Here is a 22,550-nt window from a genome sequence, read left to right as displayed (position 1 = left end):
GCGAGCCTCACCGGCCAGATCGCGAAGCGATGCCGCGCTCGCCCAAGAACCGGTCACGGTGCGAGCCGCCAGGCGAGCACCGTGGGCCGGGTCTTTAAAACACAGCAGCCTCACTTGCGGTTGTAGAGCCACATGGTCAGGGAGCCGAAGACCGCGATGAACGCGGCGGCCCAGAGGGTCACCCAGAGCAGCGGGCCTCCGCCGACGTCGCCCTGCATCAGGCCGCGGACGACCGCCACCAGCTGGGTGATCGGGTTGACGTCCACGAAGACCTGGAGCCAGCCGGGCATGGTGTCGGGCCGTACCAGGATGTTGCTGAGGAAGGTGAGCGGGAAGAGCACCATCATGCTGGCGCCCATCACGGCCTTCTCGGAGCGCATCACGAGGCCGACCATCGTCCAGATCCAGGAGAAGGCGAACGAGAACAGCACCAGCACCGCCATGCCCGCCAGCACGCCGACCGGACCACCGGCCGGGCGGAAGCCCAGGACCAGGCCGAGCAGCAGGATCACGGTCGAGGCCGCGGTGTAGCGGAACATGTCGCCGAGCAGGTAGCCGACCATCGGGGCGGGCCGCCACATCGGCAGCGTGCGGAAGCGGTCGAACACCCCCTTCTCGATGTCGGTGTTGACCGAGACGCCGGTGTACATCGTCGTCATGATCACGCTCATCACCATGATGCCCGGCAGCAGGTACTGCAGGTAGTCGGTGACCGAGCCGGCCAGCGCGCCGCCGAACAGGTAGGTGAACATCAGCGTCATGATGATCGGGAAGATCGTCACGTCGAACAGCTGCTCGGGCACGTGCTTGATCTTGAGCATCGCGCGCCAGCCGAAGGTCATCGACGCCGACAGGGCGCTGGGCCGCTTCGGCCGCTCGGTCCGGGCCAGCACGGCCCCGATGACCTCGGCCGAGGGAACGTACGTGCTGGGTGCTTCCTGGGTGGTGGTCGCGGTGCTCATGCCGCCTCCTTGCCGTTCACGTGGTCACTGGAGTCGCTCGCGCCGGAGCCGTTCTCGGCCGGGTGGCCGGTGAGGGTCAGGAACACCTCGTCCAGGCTGGGCTGGCCGAGGGCGAAGTCGTCGACGGTGATGCCGGCCTCGGCGAGCTCGGCCAGCGCGCGGGACGCCTGCTCGGCGGCGCCGCGCTCGGTGCTCTCGCCCGCCAGCCGGGCGGTGAGGGCGACCGGGTCGGCCTCGGTCTCGACCGGGGCGTTCAGGGTGCGCGACAGCAGTTCCCGCGCTTCGGCCCTGCGGCCGGCGTCGCGCAGCCGTACATGGACCGAGCCCGCGCCCACCGAGGACTTCAGCTCGCCGGGAGTGCCCTCGGCGATGACCTTGCCGTGGTCGATCACCGCGATCCGCTCCGCCAGCCGGTCGGCCTCCTCCAGGTACTGGGTGGTCAGCAGCACCGTCGTGCCCTGCGCGACCACGACCCGGATGATCTCCCAGACCTGGTTGCGGCTGCGCGGGTCGAGCCCGGTGGTGGGCTCGTCCAGGAACAGCAGGTCGGGGGTGTTGAGGATGCTGGCCGCGATGTCGATCCTGCGCCGCATCCCGCCGGAGTAGTTCTTGACCTGCCGGGTGGCCGCGTCGGTCAGCCCGAACGCCTCCAGCAGCAGGGCCGCGCGCTCGCGGGCCGCGGGCTTGCCGTAGCCGATCAGCCGGCCGAGCAGCACGAGGTTCTCGGTGCCGGTGAGGTCCTCGTCCACCGAGGCGTACTGGCCGGTCAGGGCGACCCGGGTGCGCACGGCGTCCGCCTCCTTGCGCACGTCGTGGCCGAACACGCGGGCCTGGCCGCCGTCGGCGCGCAGCAGCGTCGCCAGCACCCGGACCGCGGTGGTCTTGCCGGCCCCGTTCGGGCCGAGCACCCCGTACACGGTGCCGCGCGGCACGGTCAGGTCGAGCCCGTCGAGCGCCCGGGTCTCCCCGTAGGTCTTGACCAGGCCCGATGTCTCGATCGCCGGTTCTTCGCTCATGTTCGGTCCTTTCCGATCGGAGGGGGATAGGGATCAGTAGGTGTGAGGATCAGAAGGGGTATGGGTCAGGAGGGGACGGGTCAGGAGACGTACGGGCGCGCCGCCCGGGCGTCGCGGAGGGCCAGGCCCCACCAGCGGAGCTGGTCGAGCATGGCCTCGGCGTCCCGCGCCGGGCCGTCGGCCTCGATGTCGCCGTCGAGCAGGTCCAGGTTCACGCGTCCGCGCACCACCACCATGTGCAGTTCGGTGCATACGGTCCGGAGATGTTCGATCACGTACAGTCCCCCGGATCCGTGCCCGTACGCCACGAATCCGATGGGTTTGGCCTGCCACTCGTCGTAGGCGTAGTCGATCGCCTGCTTGAGGGAGGCCGGGAAACTGTGGTTGTACTCGGGGGTGACGACGACGAAGGCGTCCGCCGCGTCCACCCGTCCGGTGAACGCGGCCACATCCGGCGTGACCGCGCACAGGTAGCGGGCCGGGAGGTCGAAGTCGGCCAGATCGACGACGTCCACCTCGAGATCGTCACGGCGGCGCGCCCTCGAGACGAGCCAGCGCGCGACGGCCTCGCCCGCCCGGCCCTCCCGGGTACTGCCGATGATCACCGCGACCCGTACCGGCGCATCGCTCATCGTCCACCTCCAAGCACGTCCTTCACCCTGAAGTACGTCCCTCACCCTGGAGGCGCGAGATCGCGCCGGCCCGCCGCTAGATCGGATCTAGCGGAGCCTCACCTGGGGCGGGCGGGAGGCTCCGGCAGGTCCGGCAGGTCCAGCCCGTCCGGCTCGTTCGCCGCGTTCTCCTGGATCTGGCGGAGGCGGTCGAGCTCGCGGCGGTCGCGCTTGGTGGGACGGCCCATGCCGCGATCACGCCGGGCGACCGGGATGAGCGCCTCGCGGGGCGGTGCCGGCGGGCTCTTGTCGATCAGGCATTCCTGAGCGGCGGGTGCCCCGACCCGCTTGCGTACGATCCGCTGCACGACGACGATCCGCTCCCGGCCCTCCAGGCGGAGCCGCACCTCGTCGCCCACGCGTACGACCGTGGCGGGCTTGACCTTCGCGTCGTTCACGCGGACATGGCCCGCGCGGACCGCGTCGGTCGCCATCGAACGGGTCTTCACCAGCCGTACGGACCAGAGCCACACATCGACCCGTACCGAGCCCTCCTCAGCCATGCCCCTCCTCAGCCACAAGACGACCTTAACCGTGCTCACGCGGCGTCCGTGCTCGCGGCGGCCCGACCGGGCCGTCCAGGCGGGCGGCGCTCCTGGGACCCGGCCGAGACATCGGCGCGACCTGGCGCGCGCATGCTGGACCGGGACGGCGACCGGTGGAGGGGGCTGGAATGTCCGTTCGGCGACTTCTCTCGTACGGCCTGTTGCTGCTGATCGTGCTCGGACTGGCGTCGTGCGGCGCCGCCCCGGAGCCCGTGAAGCCGGGGGCCTGGGTGCACATCGCCCTGCTGTCCAACGGCGATGCCCAACTCGACCTCTTCGCCGCCGGGCGCAAGCTGCGTTCGGACGCCGACGTCCTGGCGCTGTCGCGGCGGATCGCCGGAGAGGCGTTCCCGGACGCGAAAGGCTTCCGGGTATCCACCGAGGCCAGCCACGGACGGGGGTTCGCGCGGGCCAATGTCGCCGGCGCCTACCGGCCCGGATATGAGGCATCACTGAAAATCGACACCGCGGGGGTCTGGAAGCAGCTCAGCGCGCAGGGCTTCGACCAGGCGGGCCTGCGCCTCTACCTGCCGTCCGTACCGGCGGCCGTGCGCACCTCGCCGGATTCCTCGGACGGCCTGGCCTGGAAGCTGCGCAAGGACGAGCCGTCGCCGACGCTGCACGTCACGATGGAACCGCAGGTGTGGCGCTGGTACGCGGCGATGCTCCTGCCGCTTCTCGGCGCGGCAGGGGTCGCGCTGGCCTTCTTCGCCCGCCGGCGGTTCCTGTCCATGCCGGCCGCGGCGGTCGCCATCGGTGCCGCGATCGCCACGATCGCGACCTCGGCGGGGCGGCAGGGCGAGAACCTGGGGGTCGCGGGCCTGCTGGACGGCCGGGCGCTCGATGTGGCGACCGTCGCGCCCTTGGCGGCGCTGCCTCTGGGCCTGCCCGCCGTGATGCTCCTGGTCACGGTGACCCTGCGGTGGTTCAACACGCCCGATCCGTCCAGATATCCCGAGGCGAGGCCGAGCGAGACCGGAGCGTTCTGGTAGGCAGAGCGTTCTGGTCGGCAGGGCGTTCTGGTCGGCGGAGCGCCGTCCGCCCCCAGCGGCGTCCCCTCGGAGTGAGGATCGCCATCACCCAAGAGAATCGATCACCTAAAGGAATCGACCGAATCCCCTGCGTGACGGCCGCCTCTCTGACCAGGATGGAGGCATGACATTCCCGTTGATGCACGGGTACGACCACATCAATGTCGTCGCCGACCTCGACCCGGTCGCGGCGGTACGGGACCGCGAGCTCGGCGAGCGGATCCGCGACTATCCCAAGCTGCTGCCGGCGGGGTCCCCCGACTTCGGGTACGCGGTCCAGGACGGGACGCGGTGGCGGATCGTCTGCGCGGGCGAGACCGACCCGTCCACCGCCCGGTACGGCCTGGCCTTCCGGCTGAGGGAGCGCGCGCAGGAGGATCCGGCCAACGCCCCGGCCATGCTCGCGGCGGCCGGCCGGCTCGATCCCGAGGAGGGCGAGCAGCTCGCCAAGGACGAGTGGGAGATCGGCGACCGGCGCTACCGGATCATCAGGATCGAGAAGTTCACCCTGATCGGCGGCGGCGCGATGGAGCCGCCCCGCGCCACCGACGGCAGCCGGGGCGACGCGGACTCGCTGATCGACCGCCTGATCGATCCGCTGGCGCCCGCCGGGCTGTGGGAGGCGCAGCTGAGGCTGAACCTGGTCGGGCACATGCCGATCCCCGGCACCGTTCCGGAAATGATCCAGATGGAGGCCCGGCACGCGATCCGCGCCCATCCCGGCGTGATCCTGCTCCCGCCCACCTTCACCATGGTGGAGGTGCACGACGGGTCGTACGAGCCCCTGACCGGCGGCGACGACCCCGTTCAGGCGCGGGGCAACCTGGCGCACTACTTCACCCGGCTGCTGCCCCGGCTGCGCGAGTTCCAGGGCGATCCGGCCGGCCCCGACGAGCTGAAGTCGTGGGCCATGGCGGGCGCGGAGATCGAGGCGGCGGACGGACCGGAGTTCAGCACGCTGGGGCGCACGTTCCGTACCGTGCGCATCTCCCGCATGCTGCGCCTGGGCCGGGACGGGCCGGAGTCGCCCCGCCCCTCCGACCAGGAGCGGTACGGCGTGGCCGGGATGTCCGGATAGCCGGATAGCCGGATCCGGCCACGGGAAGCGTATCCGGGACCTGTCACACGGGGCATCACACGGTCCGAGGGTTGCCTATCCGGCAGACGCCACCACCCGGTGGCGCTGACGGGAGCACCTACGGGGGCGCTTCGGGGAGGAATCCCATGACCGAGACGGCCGTGGACTTCGAATCGATCAAAAAGGCGCAGCGGGCCGGCTGGGAGACCGGCGAGTACCCGCGCGTCGGCAACACACTGCAGCTCATCGCGGAGCTCCTGGTGGAGTCCGCGGACGTACGGGCCGGGCAGCGGGTCCTGGACGTGGCGTGCGGGCAGGGCAACGCGGCGATCGCCGCGGCGCGCCGGTTCGCCGAGGCGACCGGGGTCGACTACGCGGCGAACCTGCTGGCCAACGGTCGGGAGCGGGCCGCCGTCGAGCATCTTCCGGTGACCTTCACCGAGGGGGACGCCGAGCGGCTGCCGTTCCCGGACGGCGCGTTCGACCTGTCGCTGAGCACCGTCGGCGTGATGTTCGCGCCCGACCACCAGCGGGCGGCCGACGAGCTGGCCCGGGTGACCGCGCCCGGCGGGAAGATCGCGCTGGCCTGCTGGACGCCCGAAGGCATGATCGGCGAGATGTTCAGGACCGTGGGCCGCTGGGCCCAGCCGCCCGCCGGGGTACGTCCCCCGACGCTGTGGGGGACGTCCGCGCATCTGGCGGAGCTGTTCGGCGACAAGGTGGAATGGACCGCGCTCACCAAGAAAGCGTACGTGTTCCGCTACCACTCGGCCGAGCACTTCTCGGAATGGTTCCGGCAGTTCTACGGGCCCATCACCCGGCTCGCCGGCACGCTTCCGCCGTCCGACCTGGACAGGTTCGCCAAGGATCTGGCCGAGGTCGCCCGCGGCTTCAACAAGGCCGGCGACGGTACGGTCGCCGCCCCTGCCGAATATCTAGAAGCGGTCGGTATCCGGCGCGCATAATCGCGACGGACGGAGATCGCGGGGTGGGCTCATGCTGGCGATTCGGCTGCTGGGACCGCCGGCCATCGAGCGGGATGGCCGGCCGGTCCGTTCACCACGGGGCCGGAAGGCATGGGCCCTGCTCGGCTACCTGCTCTTGGCCGAGCGACCGCCCAGTCGCAAGCGCCTGGCCGAACTGCTCTTCGGCCAGGCGGACGATCCGCTGGGCGCGCTGCGCTGGACGCTCGCCGAGTTGCGGCGGGCGCTCGGCGAGCGCGGCGCGTTCGGCGGCGATCCGCTGATCGCCTCGCTCGGCGACGACGTGGCCGTGGACATCCGGGCGCTCGCGGGCGACGATCCCGAGGCACTGCTGCGGATCGACGGCGAACTGCTGGAAGGCGTGCAGTTGGAGTCGAGCCCGGAGTTCGAGTCGTGGCTGTCGATGGAACGGCACCGCCTGTCGGCCACGGTCGAGGCGCGGCTGCACCAAGTGGCGATCGCCCTGCTGGCCTCGGGCCGGCCGGCCGAGGCGATCCCGTACGCCTCCCGCGCCGTGGCGCGCAACCCGCTGGACGAGGGCAACCACGAACTGCTCGTCCGGAGCCTGGCGATGGCCGGCGACCGGGCCGCCGCACGGCGGCAGGCGGCGATCTGTGAGGACATCCTCCGGCGCGAACTGGGCGTGGCACCCTCGCCCGCCCTGTCTGAGTCGGCGCTGTCTGAATCGGCGCTGTCTGAATCGGCGCTGTCTGAATCGGCGCTGAGCGAGTCGGCCGACGCCGACCCCCGCGCCGGAACCGCGACGGCCCTGCCGCTGAGCGGACGGGTGGCGGCGGCCGGGCAGCTCGACGCCGGCCGGGCCGCGATCGGGGCCGGGGCCGTCGACTCCGGGCTGGAGTGCCTGCGCGTGGCGGTGGCCGAGGCCGCGCGCTGCGGTGACCTCGCCCTCCAGGCCCGCGCTCTGGCCGCGCTGGGCGGCGCGCTCGTGCACTCGCTGCGCGGCCGCGACGAGGAGGGCGCGGTGGTGCTGCACGAGGCGATGCTGCTGGCCACCGAGGCGGGCGAGCGCGGCACCGTGGTGACCGCGCAGCGGGAGCTGGGGTTCATCGAGGTGCAGGCGGGCCGGCGCGACACGGCCGGCGCGTGGCTGGCCGGCGCGCACGCGCTGGCCGAGACCGACGAGGAGCTCGCCGCGATCCTCGGGGTACGCGGCATGGACGCCTCCGACATCGGCGACTACGCGTCCGCGTTCGCCCACCTGCACGAGTCGATCGAACGGGCGGCGCGCTGCGGCGACCACCGGCAGCGGGCCTGGTCGCTGTCGATCCTCGCCCGCGCCCACCTGCTCCGCGACGAGCACGCCCAGGCCGCCGTCGCGCTGGCCGACACCCTGGACGTGGTACGCCGGGAACGCTGGATGGCGTTCCTGCCCTTGCCGCAGACCTTCCAGGCCGAGATCGACCTGCGCGCCGGGAAGACCGATCTCGCCTCCGAAGCCCTGGAGAGCGCCTGGGTGCTGGCCTGCCGGCTGGGCGACCCGTGCTGGGAGGGCCTGGCCGCGCGCGGCCTCGGCCTGCTGCACAGCGTCCGGGGCGACCATGGCACCGCCGCCGCCTGGCTGACCGAGGCGGCGGCCCGCTGCACCCGCGTTCCCGACCGCTACCAGTGGGTCCACGCGTACGTCATGGACGCCGCGATCGCCACCGCCCTGGACCGCGACCAGGGGGACAAGGCCGTCCCCATGGTCGCGTCCCTGGCTGAGCTGGCCGCCCGCTGCGGCATGCGCGAGTTCGTCGTCCGCGCCCACCTGCACCGTCACCGCCTCGGCGACCCGGCGGCCCTTCCGTCCGCCCGGCTGCTGGCCGCCGACATCGACAACCCCGCGCTGATCCGCCGGCTCAGCTCGGCATAATCGATTGCAGTGAACGCGTGATTACAGTGGAGCCGCGTGATCACAGTGCGACCGCGTGATTACGCTGAAACAGCGTGGTTGCAGTGGAACAGGAGCTCGGGGTCGTACCGCTCCTTGAGCTCGGTCAGCCGCCGGTGGTCTTCGGGGGCGAACGCGGACCGCACCTGATCCTGGTCGATGGCACCGAAGCTGAAGTTGAGCGACCGCCCGAGCGCCCCGTCCGCGAACGGAGCGAGGGCCTCGCGGTGCAGGTCGCGTACGGTCCGCTCCGCGCCCGGCTCCACCAGTGACAGGACGGACACCAGGTAGGCGGCGTCCCGGTGCCCGACGGCGTTGCCGGTACGCGGCGTACGGGCGAGCGCGCCGCCGAGGTGGCGCAGTCCGACGACGCACATCGCCGGAGCGGACGGGCCCGCCGTCTTGGTCAGCGCGGCCAGTGCCTGCGGGTCGAGGTCGGCCACCAGCCGGTTGTCCGAACGGTACGGGTGCGGCTGGTCGGGGTCCTCGAACACCGCGCCCGACTCGGTGAAGGGCACCTCGTGCAGCGAGTCCTTCAGGAGCGGGCCCAGCGCGCGCAGCGGCGCCACCAGCCGTTCCCCGTCCTCGGCCGTACCGAGGTAGGAGATCTGGATGTGCGCCACGTGCCGCCCTCGCATCGGCTCCGGGAACATGGGCAGGTCGGGATACACCAGCATCCCCACGCCCGAGGTCATCTCCTCCGGGACGTCCCGCGTCCACCGCCGCCAGGCGTCCAGCACATCAGGAACCTGCTCGACGTCGAAGTACAGGCCGCCGCCGTAGACGCGGGCGACCGGGAACAGCCCGATCTCCATGCCGGTGACCACGCCGAAGTTCCCGCCGCCGCCGCGCAGCCCCCAGAACAGGTCCGGATCGCTGTCCGCCGTCACCTGGCGTAGCTCCCCGTCCGCCGTGACCAGGTCGATGCGGTTGACGTGGTCGGCGGCGAAACCGTACCGGCGGGCCATCAGCCCCACGCCGCCGCCCAGCGTGTACGACACCGCGCCCACGCTGGGCAGGCTTCCCGACAGCGGCGCGAGCCCGTACGGGGCGGACGCCTCGATCACGCGTTCCCAGCGCGCACCGGCCTCGACCCATGCCGTACGCGCCTCGGCGTCCACCCGTACACCGGACATCCGGCCGGTGCTGATGAGCACGCCGCCGTCCAGCGGTCCGGCCAGTCCGTGACCGCTGGCCTGCACCGCCACCTTCATCCCGTGCTCGGCGGCGAAGGCGACGGCCGCGCGCACGTCCTCCTCTCCCGTCGCTCCCACGACCACCGCCGGACGGTGCGGCGCCAGCAACTGGTAGCCGGTCCGCTCCTCGTCGTATCCCTCGGCCTCCGGCGCGAACACCGGCCCGCGCACGGCTCCGGCCAGGGCGCTGAACTGCTCGTTGATCTCCGTGTTGGTCCCCATGGGCATCACGGTAGGAGCCGTTCCGGACACATCTTGTCCGGAAGGAATGGCAACCTGGTGAATGTGAGCCTCGAATCCACCCGCAAGGACATGCCGGGACGGTTGCTGCGCCTGCTGTCGCTGCTGCAGAGCCGGCGCGAGTGGTCCGGTGCCGCGCTCGCCGAACGGCTCGGGGTCACCGACCGTACGGTGCGCCGCGACGTCGAGCGGCTGCGCGCCCTCGACTATCCGGTCGAGGGCATCACCGGCACGGCGGGCGGGTACCGGCTGGTGTCGGGCCGCAACCTCCCGCCGCTGCTGCTGGACGACGACGAGGCGATCGCGGTCGCCCTCGGTCTCGCGACCGCGGCCGGTGGCAGCGTTCCCGGCATCGAGGAGAGCTCGATGCGCGCCCTGGTGAAACTGGAGCAGGTCCTGCCCGCCCGGCTGCGCCCCAAGATGGCGTCCTTCGGCGGCGTCACGGCGGCCGTCCCCCACAGAGGCGCGCCCCACGTCGATCCCGGCGTCCTGGCCACTCTCGCCTCCTGCGCCCGCGACCAGGAGGTCCTCTCCTTCGACTACCGCAACCGGGCCGGGGAGGTCAGCGCGCGCCGGGTCGAGCCGCACAGCCTGGTCACCGTTCGCGGCCACTGGTACCTGCTCGCGTACGACCCGGACCGCGCGGACTGGCGGACGTTCCGCGTGGACCGCATCGAGCGTCCGCTGCCCACGCACCGCCGCTTCACCGCGCGCGAGCTGCCCACTCCGGACGCGGTCGCCTACCTGGCCCGCTCGTTCGCGAGCGCCTCGTACCGCTACACGGCACGGATGACCGTGCGGCTTTCGCCTGAGGACATCCAGGCCAGGCTGTTCGCGCCGATTCCCGGGGAGGTGGAGCCCCTCGGCCCGGACGCCTCCGCCGTCCGCCTCACCGCAGACTCGGCGGAGCTGGTCGTGCAGTACATCGCCGCGCTGGCCGCCCTCGGAGCCGGCTACACCCTCGAAGCCCCGGCGGAGATCACCGACCGGGTACGGAGACTCGGCCTCCGGCTGGCCTCCTGAACCAGGCGGTCAGCTCAGGGTGGTCAGCTCAGCTGGCCGTCGATGTGGTGGTCCCACCGCCCATCCTGGAAACGCGTGTGCGGCGTACCGGCCCGGACAGCAGCACTCCTGCCGTGGTCGTGATGACGAGGAGGCCGGCGCCGGCCGCCGCCGTGGACGCTCCGACCTGGGCGATGAGAGGGCCGGCGGCAAGGGCCCCGACCGGCGTGAGCGCGAAGCCGCCGAGCACGTTCCAGCTGCTGACCCTCGCCAGTACGTGCGGTGGAAACGTGGCCTGAACGGTCGTCGTCCACAGCACCGCATAGATCGTCTGGCATGCGCCCGGGACCAGCATCACCGCCGCCAGCACCGGCCACGACGCTCCGGTGCCCGCCAGCAGCATCGGCCCGGCCGCCGACAGCGGCAGGAGCGCGAGCACCCGGACGGGCCGTACCGGACACCACCACACCGCGACCAGCCCACCCAGCAGTGCTCCGAACGCCTCGGCTCCCGCCACCATCCCCCAGGCTCCGGCACCGCCGTGGCCCCGTTCCATGTAGACGGGTCCGATGACACCGGCGAACGCGCCGACCGCGACGGCGACCGCCGTGAACTGCACCGTGAGGACCCAGACCCAGCGGTACGCCGTGAACTCGCGCCAGCCGTCCCGCAGGTCGGCCAGCAGTCCGGCCCGTTCGGTCCGCCATACCGGCGTGCGCAACCGTCCCAGCAGCACCGCGCCGACGATCGCCGTGCCCGCCTTCACCAGAGCGGCCCATCCCGGCCCTACCGCCGCGACCACGAAACCCGCCGTTCCCAGGCCGATCAGCAGTCCGGCCGCCACCGTCTGGCCGACCAGCGCGTTGGCCACCTGGCGGTCCTGACCGTTCACCAGATCGGCGACGATGCCGCGTTCGGCCGGGATCAGTACGGCCCGCGCCAGCCCGGCGCACAGCGCGAGCGCGCAGACGATCGCCAGCGGCGCGCGCCCGTCGAGGAAGCACGCCGCCAGACCGGCCCACGCGACCGCGGCCATCGCCTCGGCCCCGGACATCACGCGATGCCGGCGGAACCGGTCCCCGACGACCCCGCCCGCCAGCACCAGGAGCATCGGCAGCGTCTTGCACGCCACCACGGCCGACAGCCCGCCCGGCCCGTACCCCAGATGCAGGACCCCGAACGCCAGCGCGACCTGGCCGAACCCGTCGCCCGCGTTGCCGGCCAGCCGTGCGAGGAACAGCGGAGCGATCGCGGGATTCCGGATAAGAGCGACCAAGGGGGGCTTGGGGTGCACCGTCGAAACACTAGGCACCGCCGAAACACATAAGAGCGCCGCCACCGGCCCGCCCAGCCGAATGCGCCGACCGGTCAGCCTCGCTCGCCGAACGGCTCCCCGAGGGCGGCGGGCGGCTTCGATGCGATCCTTAGACTCCTGCTTAGACTCCTTGGAACAGCACTCGAATGTGGAACAGCACCGAGACCCTCCCCGGAGTGTGCATGACCGTCCCGGACAAAGAAGCGCTCCGCCGCAAGTACGTGATGGAACGTGACAAGCGGCTCCGCCCCGACGGCAACGACCAGTACGTCCGGCTGACCGGCCGGCTCGCGCACTACCTCGACGATCCGTACACCCCGAGGGACCCGCGCGAGCCGAAGACCGACCATGTGACGGTCGCGTTCATCGGCGGCGGCTTCGCCGGACTCGTGACGGGCGCGCGCCTCAAAGAGGCCGGGATCGACGACGTCCGCATCATCGAGAAGGGCGGCGACTTCGGCGGTACCTGGTACTGGAACCGCTACCCGGGCGCGCAATGCGACACGGCCTCCTTCGTCTACATGCCGCTGCTCGAAGAGACCGGTCACATGCCGACGGAGAAGTACGCGCACGCGCCCGAGATCCTGGAGCACTGCCGGCGCATCGGCAAGCATTTCGGCCTGTACGACAACGCCCTCTTCCACACCGAGGTCGACGACCTCGAATGGGACGCGGCGCGCTCGCGATGGAACGTTCGAACGAAGCAGGGCGACGCCTTCACCGCCCAGTTCATCGCCATGGGCACCGGTCCCCTGCACGTCCCGAAGCTCCCGGGAATCCCGGGCATCCAGTCCTTCCGGGGCCACTCGTTCCACACGAGCCGATGGGACTACTCGTACACGGGTGGCGATCCCTCGGGCGCGCCGATGGAGAACCTCGCCGGCAAGCGCGTCGCCATTATCGGAACGGGCGCGACGTCCGTCCAGTGCGTTCCCCATCTCGCCCGCGCCTGCGGTGAGCTGTACGTCTTCCAGCGCACCCCGTCATCGGTCGACGTCCGCGACAACCGTCCGACCGATCCCGAATGGTTCGCCCAGATCGCCACGCCGGGCTGGCAGCAGCGGTGGCTGGAGAACTTCACCGCCAACCAGACGGGCGGCCTGGCCGAGGAGGACCTGGTGATGGACGGCTGGACCGACATCACCCGGCGGGTCCGTTCCAGGATCATGGCGATCCCACCCGAGGAGTTCACCGCGAAGAGGATGCGGGAGGCCTGGGAGGACTCCGACTTCGAGAAGATGGAGGAGATCCGCGCCCGCGTCGACTCCATCGTGAAGGATCCGGAGACCGCGAACGGCCTCAAGGCCTGGTACCGCCAGCTCTGCAAGCGCCCGTGCTTCCACGACGATTACCTGCAGGCCTTCAACGTCCCGGGTACGCACCTCATCGACACCGACGGCAAAGGCGTGGAACGCGTCACCGAGACCGGAGTCGTCGCCGGGGGCCGTGAATACCAGGTCGACTGCATCATCTACGCCTCGGGATTCGAGGTCGGCACCGAATACACCCGCCGCGCCGGCTACGACCTGACCGGCCGCGACGGCGTCAGGCTCTCCGAATACTGTGCCGACGGAATGCGCACGCTGCACGGCGTGCACGTCCACGGCTTCCCCAACGCCTTCATCACCCAGCCGACGCAGGGCGCGAACCTCATCTCCAACATCCCGCACAACCTCACCGAGGCCGGCAGGACCGTCGCCCTGACCATCAAGCACGCCCTCGACAACGGCTACAGCGAGGTCGAGCCCTCGAAGGAGGCCGAAGACGCCTGGATCGACCTCCTGCTCTCCGGAAAGCCCCTGATCGAGCGTCCCGCGGACTGCACCCCCGGCTACTACAACAACGAGGGCCGGCCGTCCCCGCGCGCCCGTTTCAGCGTCGGCCATCCCCAAGGCCCGATGGCCTTCTTCAAGCACATCGCCGAATGGCGGACCACCGGCGATTTCCAGGGCCTCGACTTCCGCTGAACGCCCGACTACCAATGAACGCTGACGGCGCAGGTTCTGCGTCCTAGGGCTGGACTCAAAGTGGCCTCAGCCACCGCGCGAGCGCGCTACCTGGCCGGAGAGGCAAGCCGAAGGCGAGCCTCACCGGCCAGATCGCGAAGCGATGCCGCGCTCGCACAAGAACCGGTCACGGAACGAGCCGCCAGGCGAGTGCAGTGGGCCGGGTCTTAATCAGCGAGGCTGGGATGAGAAGTGCTCACCGACCCGCTTGACCAGGATGGCCATCTCGTAGCCGATCCGGCCGGGGTCGACCTCGGCGTCGGTCAGCACGGTCAGTGAGGCGCCCTGGCCGGCGGCGGTGACGAACAGGAAGGCGTCGCGCATCTCGATGATGGTCTGATGCACCTCGCCCCCGTCGAACTGGCGCCGGGCCCCCTGGGCGAGGCTCTGCAGCCCGGCGGCCAGGGCCGACAGGTAGTCGGCGTCGGCCCGGTCGATGCCCTCGGAGGCGCCCATCAGCAGCCCGTCCGAGGACTGCAGCACCGCCGTGGTCACCTGGGGCACCCGCTCGACCAGCCCGTTGATCAGCCAGTCGAGCTGACCGGCCGTGTCGGCGCGCTGCGGCATCACTCGCACTCTCCTCCGTCCAGGGGACGGGGCTCGCTCGCGGCATTGCGGCCGGCCGAACCCGTCCCCACGATGATGTGGTCGAACTCGTCCACAGAAATCCTCCGGGATGCCGCCCCACGCACAGGGCGAAGGCGAACGCAAGCGATCTGGCGAAAACCCAGGTCAATGATCGCACCCGCTTCACGACAAGATCCGCAAAACGGCCACGGGAGGGCAAAATGGCGCTAGCGTGACACCGGTTTCAGCAGACTAGCTCCGTTCGAGTTGAAAGACGTCATATGAGGTCACGCAGGCGATCGATTCGGTTCACCCTGTTCGGGCTGCTCACGATCCCGCTGGCGGCACTGCTCGGATTGTGGGGCTTCGCCGCTAATGCTTCGGTACGGGACGCGCTGGACAAGCGGAACCTCGACACCATCAACCGGACCTACAGCACGGCGTCCCTTCCCTTGCTCACCCATCTGGCCCAGGAGCGGGCGCAGACGCAGGTCTGGCTGAGCGCGCGCGGCCGGGTTCCGCGGACGGCCCTGGACGCCCAGCGGCAGAAGACCGACACCGCCGTCACCGGGCTGAAGAAGGCCGCGGGCTCGTCCGACTTCCAGGGCACCCTCGACGGCACGCAGAAGCGGCTGATGGCGGACCTGCTGAAGAAGGTCGACGCGATCGTGGCGGCACGGCAGGGGATCGACTCCGGCGGCACCGGCAAGCTGGCGGCCTTCGAGGCCTACAACGCGGCCGTGGACGCCAACTTCCAGTTCTCCACTCCGCTGCTCAAGGTCGACGACACCGACGTCTTCCAGCTGGCCAACGACATCCTCGGGATGATCCGGGCCCAGGAGCTGGCCGGACGCGAGGCCACGCTGGTGGGCGGCGCGATGGCCGCCGGCGGCCGGATGAGCCACGACGAACAGGCCGCGTTCACCCGGCTCGTGCACGAGCAGCGCTTCCTCCTCAACGAGAGCGTCGGCCGTTTCGACCCGCAGTTCGCCGAGCCGTTCCGCGCGATGCTCGCCTCGCCCGTCTACCAGGACTTCAAGGCGCAAGAGGACCGCATCATGGCGAGCCGGGGCAGCCGGACCGGGATCCGGATCGACGGTGCCGCCTGGCAGCCCGCCTCGCAGGCCTACCTGGCGTCCTTCCAGCGGAGCATCGGCCAGATCCGGACGGCCCTGGACGGCGACATGAAGGTCCTCAGCAACGCGATCTTCATGCGGCTGGCGCTCGTCGGCGGCCTCGGGCTGCTCGCGGTCCTGCTGTCGGGGTTCCTGATGCTGCGCTTCGGCCGCCGCATCAGCCGGGAGCTCATCGGCCTGCAGGACGCCGCCCGGGACCTGGCCGACCAGCGGCTGCCCGACGTCGTGCGCCGGCTGCGCCTGGGCGAGGACGTCGACGTCCTGGCCGAGGCTCCCCCGCTGGCGGGCGGCAAGACCGCCGAGGTCACCAGCGTCGCCGCGGCGTTCTCCACCGTGCAGCGGACCGCGATCGAGGCCGCCGTCGGCCAGGCCGAGCTGCGCAAGGCCGTCAACCAGGTCTTCCGCAACCTCGCCCGCCGCAACCAGTCGCTGCTGCACCGCCAGCTGGCCATGCTGGACACGCTGGAGCGCAAGGCGTCCGACCCGGACGCGCTGGAGGACCTGTTCAAGATCGACCATCTGACCACCCGGATGCGCCGGCATGCCGAAGGCCTGATCATCCTGTCCGGCGCGCACCCCGGCCGCGGCTGGCGCAAGCCGGTCGCCGTGCTGGACGTGCTGCGCGGCGCGGTCGGCGAGATCGAGGACTACTCCCGGGTCGAGGTGGTCAGCACCGCGCGGGAGGCGATCGTCGGCACCACCGTCGCCGACCTCATCCACCTGCTCGCCGAGCTGATCGAGAACGCGGTCGCCTTCTCCCCGCCCAGCACGCCGGTCGAGGTGGACGCCGGGGCGGTCGGCAACGGGTTCGTGATCGAGATCCAGGACCGCGGGCTCGGGATGAGCCCGGACAAGCTCGCGGCGATCAACGAGCAGCTCACCCGGCCACCGGAGTTCAACCTGTCCGAGGGCGACCAACTCGGCCTGTTCGTGGTCGGCAGCCTGGCGCACCGGCACGGGGTACGGATCTCGCTGGAGCCCAACGCCTACGGCGGGCTCAAGACGATCGTCCTGCTGCCGCACGGCATCGTGGTCTCGCCGGAGGAGGCGGCCCGGGCCGGTGACGCCCCCGACCAGACCCTGGCGGACGAGTCCGCCACCGCCACGAACGGGACCGGGGAGCCTTCGATGAGGCACCCGCGTTCCGACACCGGCAGGCACCGCGTCGCGCAGGCGGAGATCGTCGGCGCCGCCCCGCCCGTACCGGATCCTTTCCCCGCTCCGGCCCCGGTGCCCGCTCCCGTCCCGGCCCCCGCGTCCTACGCCCACCCGGAGCACGCGTCGTTCGCTCCGCCGGAGCCCGCGGCGGCACCGGTGCCGCCGCAGGGAGGCACCCACGCCGGGATGCCGCGCCGCGTACGCCGCGCGAACCTGGCGCCCCAGCTGCGCAAGACGGCGGAGACGCGGAGCGCCGAGCGATCGGCGACCACGACCGGCGAGATCCCCCGCCCGCCGGAACGGGCCCGCTCCTTCATGTCGTCCATGCAGAGCGGATGGCAGCGCGGCCGGGCCGAGGACATCGGCACGGGTACGCCCGACGAGGGCACGGATGCGGATCAGGGTGAGCAATGACGAAGCCGTACTCGGCGGATGAGTTGGACCGGCTGCTCGCCGGGCTGGTGCGCCGGATGGACTCGGTGAACGGAGCGGTCGTGCTGTCGCGCGACGGGATGCTCGTCGCGTCGTCGGGGCTCGGCCGCGAGGACGCCGAGCATCTGGCCGCGCTGGTGTCCGGATTCCAGGGGCTGTCCCGGGGGGCGTGCCACCGGTTCGGCGGCGGCGAGCTGCTGCAGACCGTGGTGGAGATGGACGATATCTTCCTGTTCATGGTGGCCGCCGGCGAGGACACCTACCTCGCCGTCGTCAGCCGCGCCGACGGGGACGCCGGAACCGTCGCGTACGAGATGGCCGAGCTCGCCGAACGGCTCGGCGAGGGCCTGCCGGCCGATCCCCGGCTGTCCGGAACCGGCGTGGGGTGACCGCGAATGAGTCCAGACAGAATGGGTTCAGGCAGACCGGGTTCGGACAGGTCGGGTTCAGGCAGCTCGGGTTCGGACAGATGGCTGGACCAGGACGCCGGGCCGGTCGTCCGCCCGTACACCCTCACCCGGGGCCGGACCCGGCCGCGCGGTGACACCCTCGACCTCATCGTCGTGCTGGAGGCCACCCGCATCCCGGTCAGCCCCCGGCTGCGGCTGGACCCCGAGCACCGGATGCTGCTCGGGCTCTGCCGCAAACCGATCACCTTCGCCGACCTGGCCTCCGAAGTGGACCTGCCGGTCGGCGTGGTCCGCGTCCTGGTCGACGACCTGCGCGACGAGAACCTGCTCCGGGTGCTGCGGCCCACGCCCACCGGAGACGCACCGGACGAGCTCGTACTAAGGAAGCTGCTCAATGGACTACGCGCGCTCTGACACGGCCGTCTCCGGCCATGCCGAGGCCCCCGAGACCGGCCGCCCGATCGCCGCGAAGATCCTCATCGCCGGCGGGTTCGGGGTCGGCAAGACGACGATGGTCGGCTCGATCAGCGAGATCCGGCCGCTGCGCACCGAGGAGACCCTCACCGACCGCAGCCTCGGGGTCGACGACACCGCCGGCGTCGGCGACAAGACCCAGACCACCGTGGCCATGGACTTCGGCCGCATCACGCTCCAGGACGACCTGATCCTCTACCTGTTCGGCACGCCCGGGCAGCAGCGGTTCTGGTTCATGTGGGACGAACTCGCGGTCGGCGCCGTGGGCGCGGTCGTGCTGGCCGACGTGCGCCGGCTCGCCGACAGCTTCCCGGCCGTCGACTACTTCGAGGACCGCGGCACGCCGTTCGTCGTGGCCGTCAACTGCTTCGACGGCTCCGAGCGCAAGGACCCCGAGGACGTCCGGATCGCCCTGGACCTGGAGGACGGCGTCCCGCTCGTCATGTGCGACGTCCGGCGCCGCGACTCGGCCAAGCGCGTCCTGATCACCATGGTCGAGCACGTCCTCGGCGAGGCCGAGCGGAACAGCTGAGACGCCGCGCCGTCACGCGCGTTCGGAACGGTCCCGCCGCAGCCGGGTGACGACGAACTTGACCACCCACAGGACCGCGAGGGCCAGCACCGCCCAGGTGGCCCAGTTGGCGAACTGCTCGGCGCGCTGCCACTTGGCGCCCAGCACGTAGCCGATGATGACGAACAGCGTGTTCCAGACGGCGCTGCCCGCGGTCGTGTAGAGCCGCCGTCACGCGTCCCTGCGCCGCCATCATTCCCGCGCCACCAGCTTCCGGGCCACCGTCATCCCTGGGCCACCAGCTTCCGGGCCACCATCACGCGGCCGGGATGCCCGTTGAGACCCGCCCCAACCGCCGCGCCATAATCGACCATGGTCAACCGATGCTGCGATCGCCCCGCCCTGTCACCGCTGGCGAGGCTGGCCCAGCGCGGTGTGCCGCATGGGAACCGAGGCCACGACGACGCGTACGACCACACCCGCCTGAGCCGCTGCGCCACCTGCGGCTCGGGCGTCGTGGAAAGCCACTCGCACGACTGCTGGGACCCCTCGGACCACTCCTCTTGGGACATGTACTGGTGGTGGCGCATCGACCCCGCCGACATGGACGTCGTCCTGGAACTGGTCGGCGATTGCCCGGCACCGCTCAAGCCGGGCTGCGATTGCCGCCTGCACCGGGGCCTCGGGGCGAGCACGCCTCCGGCGGGCGCACTTTCGCGAGAAACGCCGTACGAGAAGGCGCCCGTCCCCGCGGCCAAGGTACGGATCGACGACGGGATACCGGGCTGGGCCTGAATCCCGTAGTCCGGGCCACGGCGGTGGCCCGGACTACGCGGCGAAGGTACGGGTTTCCACGGATAACCCTCTGACCTGCACTGATACCACAATGAGGTGTCTCTGGCAGGTGGTGCCGGCGGCCATCGAGGATGCCCCTCTGGCCGCACGAAAAAGCGCACCCGTCATATCGAATAACCGGTCGCCCTAGCAACGTCCGGGAATTCGGCATGCCTAAAATCGATCTCCATTGACGGTCAAGGCGCCTTTACCTTATTGGAGTGGTTTGCTGAATCGGAGCCTTGCTAGCGTCATTTCCGAAAGGCCGATAGAGCGATTTCGAGAAGGGAGGTGTTGCGAGCATGGAGCGGAAGACCTCGGTGTACGAACCGCCCACTCTTGCAGAGGTCGGCGGTTTCGCCCAGCTGACCCTCAAGCAGGGCACGTGGGGCTGGGACAGCAAGGACGAGTGCCTGGTGATCTGCTGATCGAGCAGTAACCCACACGGAACACCTCGGGCCGTACCGGCGCCACACGAATGGTGCCGGTACGGTCCGGCCGACCGTACTCCACGAAATATGTCGGGCCTCTTTGCTCAGTCGGGCCTCTTTTCCCCGAGCCTCTTTTACTCAGTCGAGACTCATTGGAGTGAGCAGGTGGAATTCATCGTTCTCCCGGACTGCCCCGCCGGGGCGGGCATCGTACGGGAGCCGGCCGGGTACCCGGAGGTGCTCAGGCACCGGTCGGGACGGCCGTGGATCGTCGGCCGGTGGGCACCGGACGAGCTGACCTGGTTCGGCGAAGGGGCCCGCCGGGTCGCGCTGCTCGGCTGCGCGACGCCGGGCGACGCGCTCGCACGGGTGCGCCGGCTCGCCGACCTGGACGATCTCGCGCGGACGATTCCGGGCAGCTTCCATCTGGTGGCGGCGGTGAACGGCGTGGTCAGGGCGCAGGGCAGCCTGTCGACGGCGTGCCAGATCTTCCATGCCGGCGCGGGCTCGGTGACCGTGGCCGCCAACCGGCCCGACGCGCTGGCGCGGCTCACCGGCGCGGGCGTCGCGGCGGAGACGCTGGCGCTGCGGCTGCTGGCTCCGTCCCCGCCCTATCCGCTGAACGAACGGTGCGCGTGGGAGGGCGTGCGGGCGCTGCCGTTCGGTACGTACCTGGAACTGGACCCGCACGGGAACGGGCGTGAGGTCCCCTGGTGGCGTGCCCCGGAGCCGGAGACGCCGATGGCGCAGGGCGCGGAGCAGGTCCGGTCGGCGCTGATGGACGCGGTCGGGGCGCGGCTGCGGCCCGGCCGGACGATCAGTGCGGACCTGTCCGGCGGGCTCGACTCCACCAGCCTGTGCTTCCTCCTGGACCGCGCCAAAGCCGGGGCGGCCGTCCGGCTGAAGACCGTGCACCAGTCCTCGTCCAACGATGGCGACGACGACGTGATCTGGGCAGAACGGGCCGCGTCGGCGATGCCCGGCGCGGAGCACGTCGTGATCCCGGCGCGGGACGCGCCCGAGATGTTCGCGGGCCTGTCCAAGGCCGACACGGATGTGGAGACGCCTTTCACCCGGTTGCACGTCCGGGACCGGATCCATTTCGAGATCGGCGCCATCTCCGGGCTCGGCTCCGAACTGCATATCACCGGTGACGGCGGCGACGAACTGTTCTTCGCCATGCCCGCCTCCCTGCACACGATCGCGCGCCGCAAGCCCACGAAATGGCTGCGCAGCATGCGGGTGAACCGTTCGCTCTACCGCTGGACGCTGCGCGCGACGCTACGGGAAATGCTGGACGACCGGCCGTACGGGAAATGGCTCGCGTCGAACGCCGAATGCCTCACCGACCCGTTGCCGAAACCGATGGAGAGCCCGGAGATCGGGTGGGACGCGATGGCGCGGATGCCCGCCTGGGCGACGCCCGGCGCGGTGGACACCGTCCGCGAGATCATTCGGGGCTCGGGCGGCTACGAGCCGATGTCGGCGCTGCGCTGCCAGCACGCCGCGCTGCGCGGCGTACGCAAGGGCGGTGAGGCCGTACGGCGGACCGGCCGCATCTTCGGGCAGCGCGGCGTCGCGCTGCAGGCCCCGTACCTGGACGACCGGGTCATCCAGGCGGCCCTTTCCATCAGGCCGGAAGAACGGGCCGCGCCCGACCGCTACAAGCCCGCCCTGGCCGCGACCATGCGCGGCCATATGCCCGACGACATCCTCGCGCGCCGCACCAAGGCCGAGTTCAGCCAGAGCGCTTTCGCGGGCATGCGCCGCCATCGCGCCGAAATGCTCGGCCTGTGCGACGACATGCGGCTGGAACGGCTCGGCCTGGTGAACGCCGACGCGTTCCGTTCGGCCCTGCTGGGCCTCTATCCGAATTCCCAGGGGCTGCTGTTCCTGCTGCGCACCCTCTCCTGCGAGGTATGGCTCAGGTCGCTGCCCGCCACCGCACCTGTCCTGGCACAAGAAAGGTAGAGGAAGCATGACCATCGCACTCGCCCAGCATGTCTCGATCGCCGAGACCGAGCACGGCATGGTGCTGCTCGACCAGCGGACCGGGCGGTACTGGCAGCTCAACGGCACCGGGGCCACCGTCGTACGGACGCTCCAGGACGGCGGGACGGTCGACCAGGCCATCAGCGGCCTGACCGAACGGTTTCCCGATGCGGCCACCCGGGTGGCGGCCGACGTGAGCGCGCTGGTCGACTCCCTGCGCGCGGCTCGGATGCTGGCGTCATGAGCATCTCCGTGGCGCTGGAGCCGTCCGGGACCGGTCGCCTGTCGCGGCGGCGGCGCCTGGCCGCCCGGCTGTGCGTCGCCGTGGCCGCCCTGCTGATGAGGCTGCCGCCGGTACGCCTGCGCGCGGTCCTGGCCGCCGCCAGCCGGGGCGCCCGTCCGGCCTCGGCGGATCAGGCGCTGGCCGCCCGGGACGCGGTCGTACGGACGAGCGTGCGCTGCGCGGGCCAGGGCTGCCTGCAGCGATCGCTCGCGACCGTACTGCTGTGCCGGCTCGGCGGTACGTGGCCGGACTGGTGCACGGGCGTGCTGACCGAGCCGTTCCGGGCGCACGCCTGGGTGGAGGCCGAGGGACGCCCGGTCGGCGAGGGCGACGGGATGCCGCCGTTCATCAAGACCATGACCGTCGGCGTCCGGTGAGGAGGGCGA

23 protein-coding genes are annotated in these 22,550 nt (G+C 71.2%); 15 read left to right on the top strand and 8 right to left on the bottom strand.

Going from position 1 to position 22,550, the window contains the following annotated elements; all coding sequences use genetic code 11:
• Positions 1-110 precede the first annotated feature (110 nt).
• From ACH34Q_RS41490 to ACH34Q_RS41475, 4 genes are all read right to left on the bottom strand, one after another.
• Positions 111-962 (bottom strand): ABC transporter permease, encoded by an 852-nt coding sequence (locus ACH34Q_RS41490; RefSeq protein ID WP_395988697.1) that lies wholly within the window; start codon positions 960-962, stop codon positions 111-113.
• Positions 959-1,978, bottom strand: coding sequence for an ATP-binding cassette domain-containing protein (locus ACH34Q_RS41485; protein WP_395988696.1), 1,020 nt, complete (start codon positions 1,976-1,978; stop codon positions 959-961). Before ACH34Q_RS41485 ends, ACH34Q_RS41490 begins: the two co-directional genes overlap by 4 nt.
• 80 nt (positions 1,979-2,058) lie before the next feature.
• On the bottom strand, positions 2,059-2,610 hold the full coding sequence (locus tag ACH34Q_RS41480; RefSeq protein ID WP_395988695.1) for an NADPH-dependent FMN reductase: 552 nt from the start codon (positions 2,608-2,610) through the stop codon (positions 2,059-2,061).
• 98 nt (positions 2,611-2,708) lie between these two features.
• Complete coding sequence (locus ACH34Q_RS41475; protein ID WP_395988694.1) at positions 2,709-3,152, bottom strand: RNA-binding S4 domain-containing protein; 444 nt, start codon at positions 3,150-3,152, stop codon at positions 2,709-2,711.
• 170 nt (positions 3,153-3,322) lie between these two features.
• On the opposite strand from ACH34Q_RS41475, the gene ACH34Q_RS41470 reads away from it, so the two are divergent.
• The 4 genes from ACH34Q_RS41470 to ACH34Q_RS41455 all read left to right on the top strand — a co-directional run bounded on the left by ACH34Q_RS41470 (position 3,323) and on the right by ACH34Q_RS41455 (position 8,159).
• Positions 3,323-4,186 (top strand): hypothetical protein, encoded by an 864-nt coding sequence (locus tag ACH34Q_RS41470; RefSeq protein ID WP_395988693.1) that lies wholly within the window; start codon positions 3,323-3,325, stop codon positions 4,184-4,186.
• A 163-nt stretch (positions 4,187-4,349) separates the two neighbouring features.
• Positions 4,350-5,303: a DUF5954 family protein gene (locus ACH34Q_RS41465; protein WP_395988692.1), complete on the top strand. Its 954-nt coding sequence runs from the start codon at positions 4,350-4,352 to the stop codon at positions 5,301-5,303.
• Positions 5,304-5,449: 146 nt separating this feature from the next.
• Positions 5,450-6,268, top strand: a complete 819-nt coding sequence (locus ACH34Q_RS41460; RefSeq protein WP_395988691.1) for a methyltransferase domain-containing protein — start codon at positions 5,450-5,452, stop codon at positions 6,266-6,268.
• A gap of 31 nt (positions 6,269-6,299) precedes the next feature.
• Entirely contained in the window at positions 6,300-8,159 is a 1,860-nt protein-coding gene (locus ACH34Q_RS41455) for a BTAD domain-containing putative transcriptional regulator (protein ID WP_395988690.1), read from the top strand.
• A gap of 59 nt (positions 8,160-8,218) precedes the next feature.
• On the opposite strand, the gene ACH34Q_RS41450 is transcribed toward ACH34Q_RS41455, so the two are convergent.
• Entirely contained in the window at positions 8,219-9,595 is a 1,377-nt protein-coding gene (locus tag ACH34Q_RS41450; RefSeq protein ID WP_395988689.1) for an FAD-binding oxidoreductase, read from the bottom strand.
• Positions 9,596-9,685: 90 nt separating this feature from the next.
• On the opposite strand from ACH34Q_RS41450, the gene ACH34Q_RS41445 reads away from it, so the two are divergent.
• A complete protein-coding gene (locus ACH34Q_RS41445; RefSeq protein ID WP_395988732.1) occupies positions 9,686-10,636 on the top strand; it encodes a helix-turn-helix transcriptional regulator in 951 nt (316 codons plus the stop codon).
• A gap of 28 nt (positions 10,637-10,664) precedes the next feature.
• On the opposite strand, the gene ACH34Q_RS41440 is transcribed toward ACH34Q_RS41445, so the two are convergent.
• Positions 10,665-11,909, bottom strand: a complete 1,245-nt coding sequence (locus ACH34Q_RS41440) for an MFS transporter (RefSeq protein WP_395988688.1) — start codon at positions 11,907-11,909, stop codon at positions 10,665-10,667.
• A 203-nt stretch (positions 11,910-12,112) separates the two neighbouring features.
• Between ACH34Q_RS41440 and ACH34Q_RS41435 the strand changes: the two genes are divergently transcribed.
• On the top strand, positions 12,113-13,897 hold the full coding sequence (locus ACH34Q_RS41435) for a flavin-containing monooxygenase (RefSeq protein WP_395988687.1): 1,785 nt from the start codon (positions 12,113-12,115) through the stop codon (positions 13,895-13,897).
• Between the two features lie 210 nt (positions 13,898-14,107).
• Here the strand turns inward: ACH34Q_RS41435 and ACH34Q_RS41430 are convergent, their stop codons facing one another.
• Complete coding sequence (locus tag ACH34Q_RS41430) at positions 14,108-14,503, bottom strand: roadblock/LC7 domain-containing protein (RefSeq protein WP_395988731.1); 396 nt, start codon at positions 14,501-14,503, stop codon at positions 14,108-14,110.
• Positions 14,504-14,784: 281 nt separating this feature from the next.
• Here ACH34Q_RS41430 and ACH34Q_RS41425 point away from each other — a divergent pair, with 281 nt between their 5' ends.
• The 4 genes from ACH34Q_RS41425 to ACH34Q_RS41410 are packed head-to-tail and all read left to right on the top strand — an operon-like array spanning position 14,785 to position 18,645.
• Entirely contained in the window at positions 14,785-17,211 is a 2,427-nt protein-coding gene (locus ACH34Q_RS41425) for a nitrate- and nitrite sensing domain-containing protein (RefSeq protein WP_395988686.1), read from the top strand.
• Positions 17,208-17,618, top strand: coding sequence for a roadblock/LC7 domain-containing protein (locus ACH34Q_RS41420; RefSeq protein ID WP_395988685.1), 411 nt, complete (start codon positions 17,208-17,210; stop codon positions 17,616-17,618). Before ACH34Q_RS41425 ends, ACH34Q_RS41420 begins: the two co-directional genes overlap by 4 nt.
• Positions 17,619-17,639: 21 nt before the next feature.
• A complete protein-coding gene (locus ACH34Q_RS41415; RefSeq protein ID WP_395988684.1) occupies positions 17,640-18,053 on the top strand; it encodes a DUF742 domain-containing protein in 414 nt (137 codons plus the stop codon).
• Positions 18,034-18,645, top strand: coding sequence for a GTP-binding protein (locus tag ACH34Q_RS41410; RefSeq protein WP_395988683.1), 612 nt, complete (start codon positions 18,034-18,036; stop codon positions 18,643-18,645). Before ACH34Q_RS41415 ends, ACH34Q_RS41410 begins: the two co-directional genes overlap by 20 nt.
• Positions 18,646-18,657: 12 nt before the next feature.
• On the opposite strand, the gene ACH34Q_RS41405 is transcribed toward ACH34Q_RS41410, so the two are convergent.
• Positions 18,658-18,792: a hypothetical protein gene (locus tag ACH34Q_RS41405; protein ID WP_395988682.1), complete on the bottom strand. Its 135-nt coding sequence runs from the start codon at positions 18,790-18,792 to the stop codon at positions 18,658-18,660.
• A 204-nt stretch (positions 18,793-18,996) separates the two neighbouring features.
• On the opposite strand from ACH34Q_RS41405, the gene ACH34Q_RS41400 reads away from it, so the two are divergent.
• The 5 genes from ACH34Q_RS41400 to ACH34Q_RS41380 all read left to right on the top strand — a co-directional run bounded on the left by ACH34Q_RS41400 (position 18,997) and on the right by ACH34Q_RS41380 (position 22,541).
• Positions 18,997-19,419, top strand: coding sequence for a hypothetical protein (locus ACH34Q_RS41400; RefSeq protein ID WP_395988681.1), 423 nt, complete (start codon positions 18,997-18,999; stop codon positions 19,417-19,419).
• Positions 19,420-19,760: 341 nt separating this feature from the next.
• Positions 19,761-19,886 carry a lasso RiPP family leader peptide-containing protein gene (locus ACH34Q_RS41395; protein ID WP_395988680.1) on the top strand — a complete coding sequence of 42 codons (126 nt, stop codon included), beginning with the start codon at positions 19,761-19,763 and terminating at the stop codon, positions 19,884-19,886.
• Between the two features lie 168 nt (positions 19,887-20,054).
• On the top strand, positions 20,055-21,860 hold the full coding sequence (locus ACH34Q_RS41390) for an asparagine synthase-related protein (RefSeq protein WP_395988679.1): 1,806 nt from the start codon (positions 20,055-20,057) through the stop codon (positions 21,858-21,860).
• 7 nt (positions 21,861-21,867) lie between these two features.
• Positions 21,868-22,125, top strand: coding sequence for a lasso peptide biosynthesis PqqD family chaperone (locus ACH34Q_RS41385; protein ID WP_395988678.1), 258 nt, complete (start codon positions 21,868-21,870; stop codon positions 22,123-22,125).
• Positions 22,122-22,541, top strand: coding sequence for a lasso peptide biosynthesis B2 protein (locus tag ACH34Q_RS41380; protein WP_395988677.1), 420 nt, complete (start codon positions 22,122-22,124; stop codon positions 22,539-22,541). The genes ACH34Q_RS41385 and ACH34Q_RS41380 overlap by 4 nt, the downstream gene beginning before the upstream one ends.
• Positions 22,542-22,550 lie beyond the last annotated feature (9 nt).

The organism is Actinomadura sp. 9N407, assembly GCF_044326315.1.
In the GTDB taxonomy this organism is placed as follows: Bacteria; Actinomycetota; Actinomycetes; order Streptosporangiales; family Streptosporangiaceae; genus Spirillospora.
This window is presented reverse-complemented; position numbering and strand designations above follow the sequence as displayed.

What these genes read in the sequence shown, in the direction of transcription:
- ACH34Q_RS41490 (WP_395988697.1), bottom strand. Translation starts at nt 962, where the DNA reads ATGAGCACCGCGACCACCACCCAGGAAGCACCCAGCACGTACGTTCCC.
- ACH34Q_RS41485 (WP_395988696.1), bottom strand. Translation starts at nt 1,978, where the DNA reads ATGAGCGAAGAACCGGCGATCGAGACATCGGGCCTGGTCAAGACCTAC.
- ACH34Q_RS41480 (WP_395988695.1), bottom strand. Translation starts at nt 2,610, where the DNA reads ATGAGCGATGCGCCGGTACGGGTCGCGGTGATCATCGGCAGTACCCGG.
- ACH34Q_RS41475 (WP_395988694.1), bottom strand. Translation starts at nt 3,152, where the DNA reads ATGGCTGAGGAGGGCTCGGTACGGGTCGATGTGTGGCTCTGGTCCGTA.
- ACH34Q_RS41470 (WP_395988693.1), top strand. Translation starts at nt 3,323, where the DNA reads ATGTCCGTTCGGCGACTTCTCTCGTACGGCCTGTTGCTGCTGATCGTG.
- ACH34Q_RS41465 (WP_395988692.1), top strand. Translation starts at nt 4,350, where the DNA reads ATGACATTCCCGTTGATGCACGGGTACGACCACATCAATGTCGTCGCC.
- ACH34Q_RS41460 (WP_395988691.1), top strand. Translation starts at nt 5,450, where the DNA reads ATGACCGAGACGGCCGTGGACTTCGAATCGATCAAAAAGGCGCAGCGG.
- ACH34Q_RS41455 (WP_395988690.1), top strand. Translation starts at nt 6,300, where the DNA reads ATGCTGGCGATTCGGCTGCTGGGACCGCCGGCCATCGAGCGGGATGGC.
- ACH34Q_RS41450 (WP_395988689.1), bottom strand. Translation starts at nt 9,595, where the DNA reads ATGGGGACCAACACGGAGATCAACGAGCAGTTCAGCGCCCTGGCCGGA.
- ACH34Q_RS41445 (WP_395988732.1), top strand. Translation starts at nt 9,686, where the DNA reads ATGCCGGGACGGTTGCTGCGCCTGCTGTCGCTGCTGCAGAGCCGGCGC.
- ACH34Q_RS41435 (WP_395988687.1), top strand. Translation starts at nt 12,113, where the DNA reads ATGACCGTCCCGGACAAAGAAGCGCTCCGCCGCAAGTACGTGATGGAA.
- ACH34Q_RS41430 (WP_395988731.1), bottom strand. Translation starts at nt 14,503, where the DNA reads ATGCCGCAGCGCGCCGACACGGCCGGTCAGCTCGACTGGCTGATCAAC.
- ACH34Q_RS41425 (WP_395988686.1), top strand. Translation starts at nt 14,785, where the DNA reads ATGAGGTCACGCAGGCGATCGATTCGGTTCACCCTGTTCGGGCTGCTC.
- ACH34Q_RS41420 (WP_395988685.1), top strand. Translation starts at nt 17,208, where the DNA reads ATGACGAAGCCGTACTCGGCGGATGAGTTGGACCGGCTGCTCGCCGGG.
- ACH34Q_RS41415 (WP_395988684.1), top strand. Translation starts at nt 17,640, where the DNA reads ATGGGTTCAGGCAGACCGGGTTCGGACAGGTCGGGTTCAGGCAGCTCG.
- ACH34Q_RS41410 (WP_395988683.1), top strand. Translation starts at nt 18,034, where the DNA reads ATGGACTACGCGCGCTCTGACACGGCCGTCTCCGGCCATGCCGAGGCC.
- ACH34Q_RS41400 (WP_395988681.1), top strand. Translation starts at nt 18,997, where the DNA reads ATGGTCAACCGATGCTGCGATCGCCCCGCCCTGTCACCGCTGGCGAGG.
- ACH34Q_RS41395 (WP_395988680.1), top strand. Translation starts at nt 19,761, where the DNA reads ATGGAGCGGAAGACCTCGGTGTACGAACCGCCCACTCTTGCAGAGGTC.
- ACH34Q_RS41385 (WP_395988678.1), top strand. Translation starts at nt 21,868, where the DNA reads ATGACCATCGCACTCGCCCAGCATGTCTCGATCGCCGAGACCGAGCAC.
- ACH34Q_RS41380 (WP_395988677.1), top strand. Translation starts at nt 22,122, where the DNA reads ATGAGCATCTCCGTGGCGCTGGAGCCGTCCGGGACCGGTCGCCTGTCG.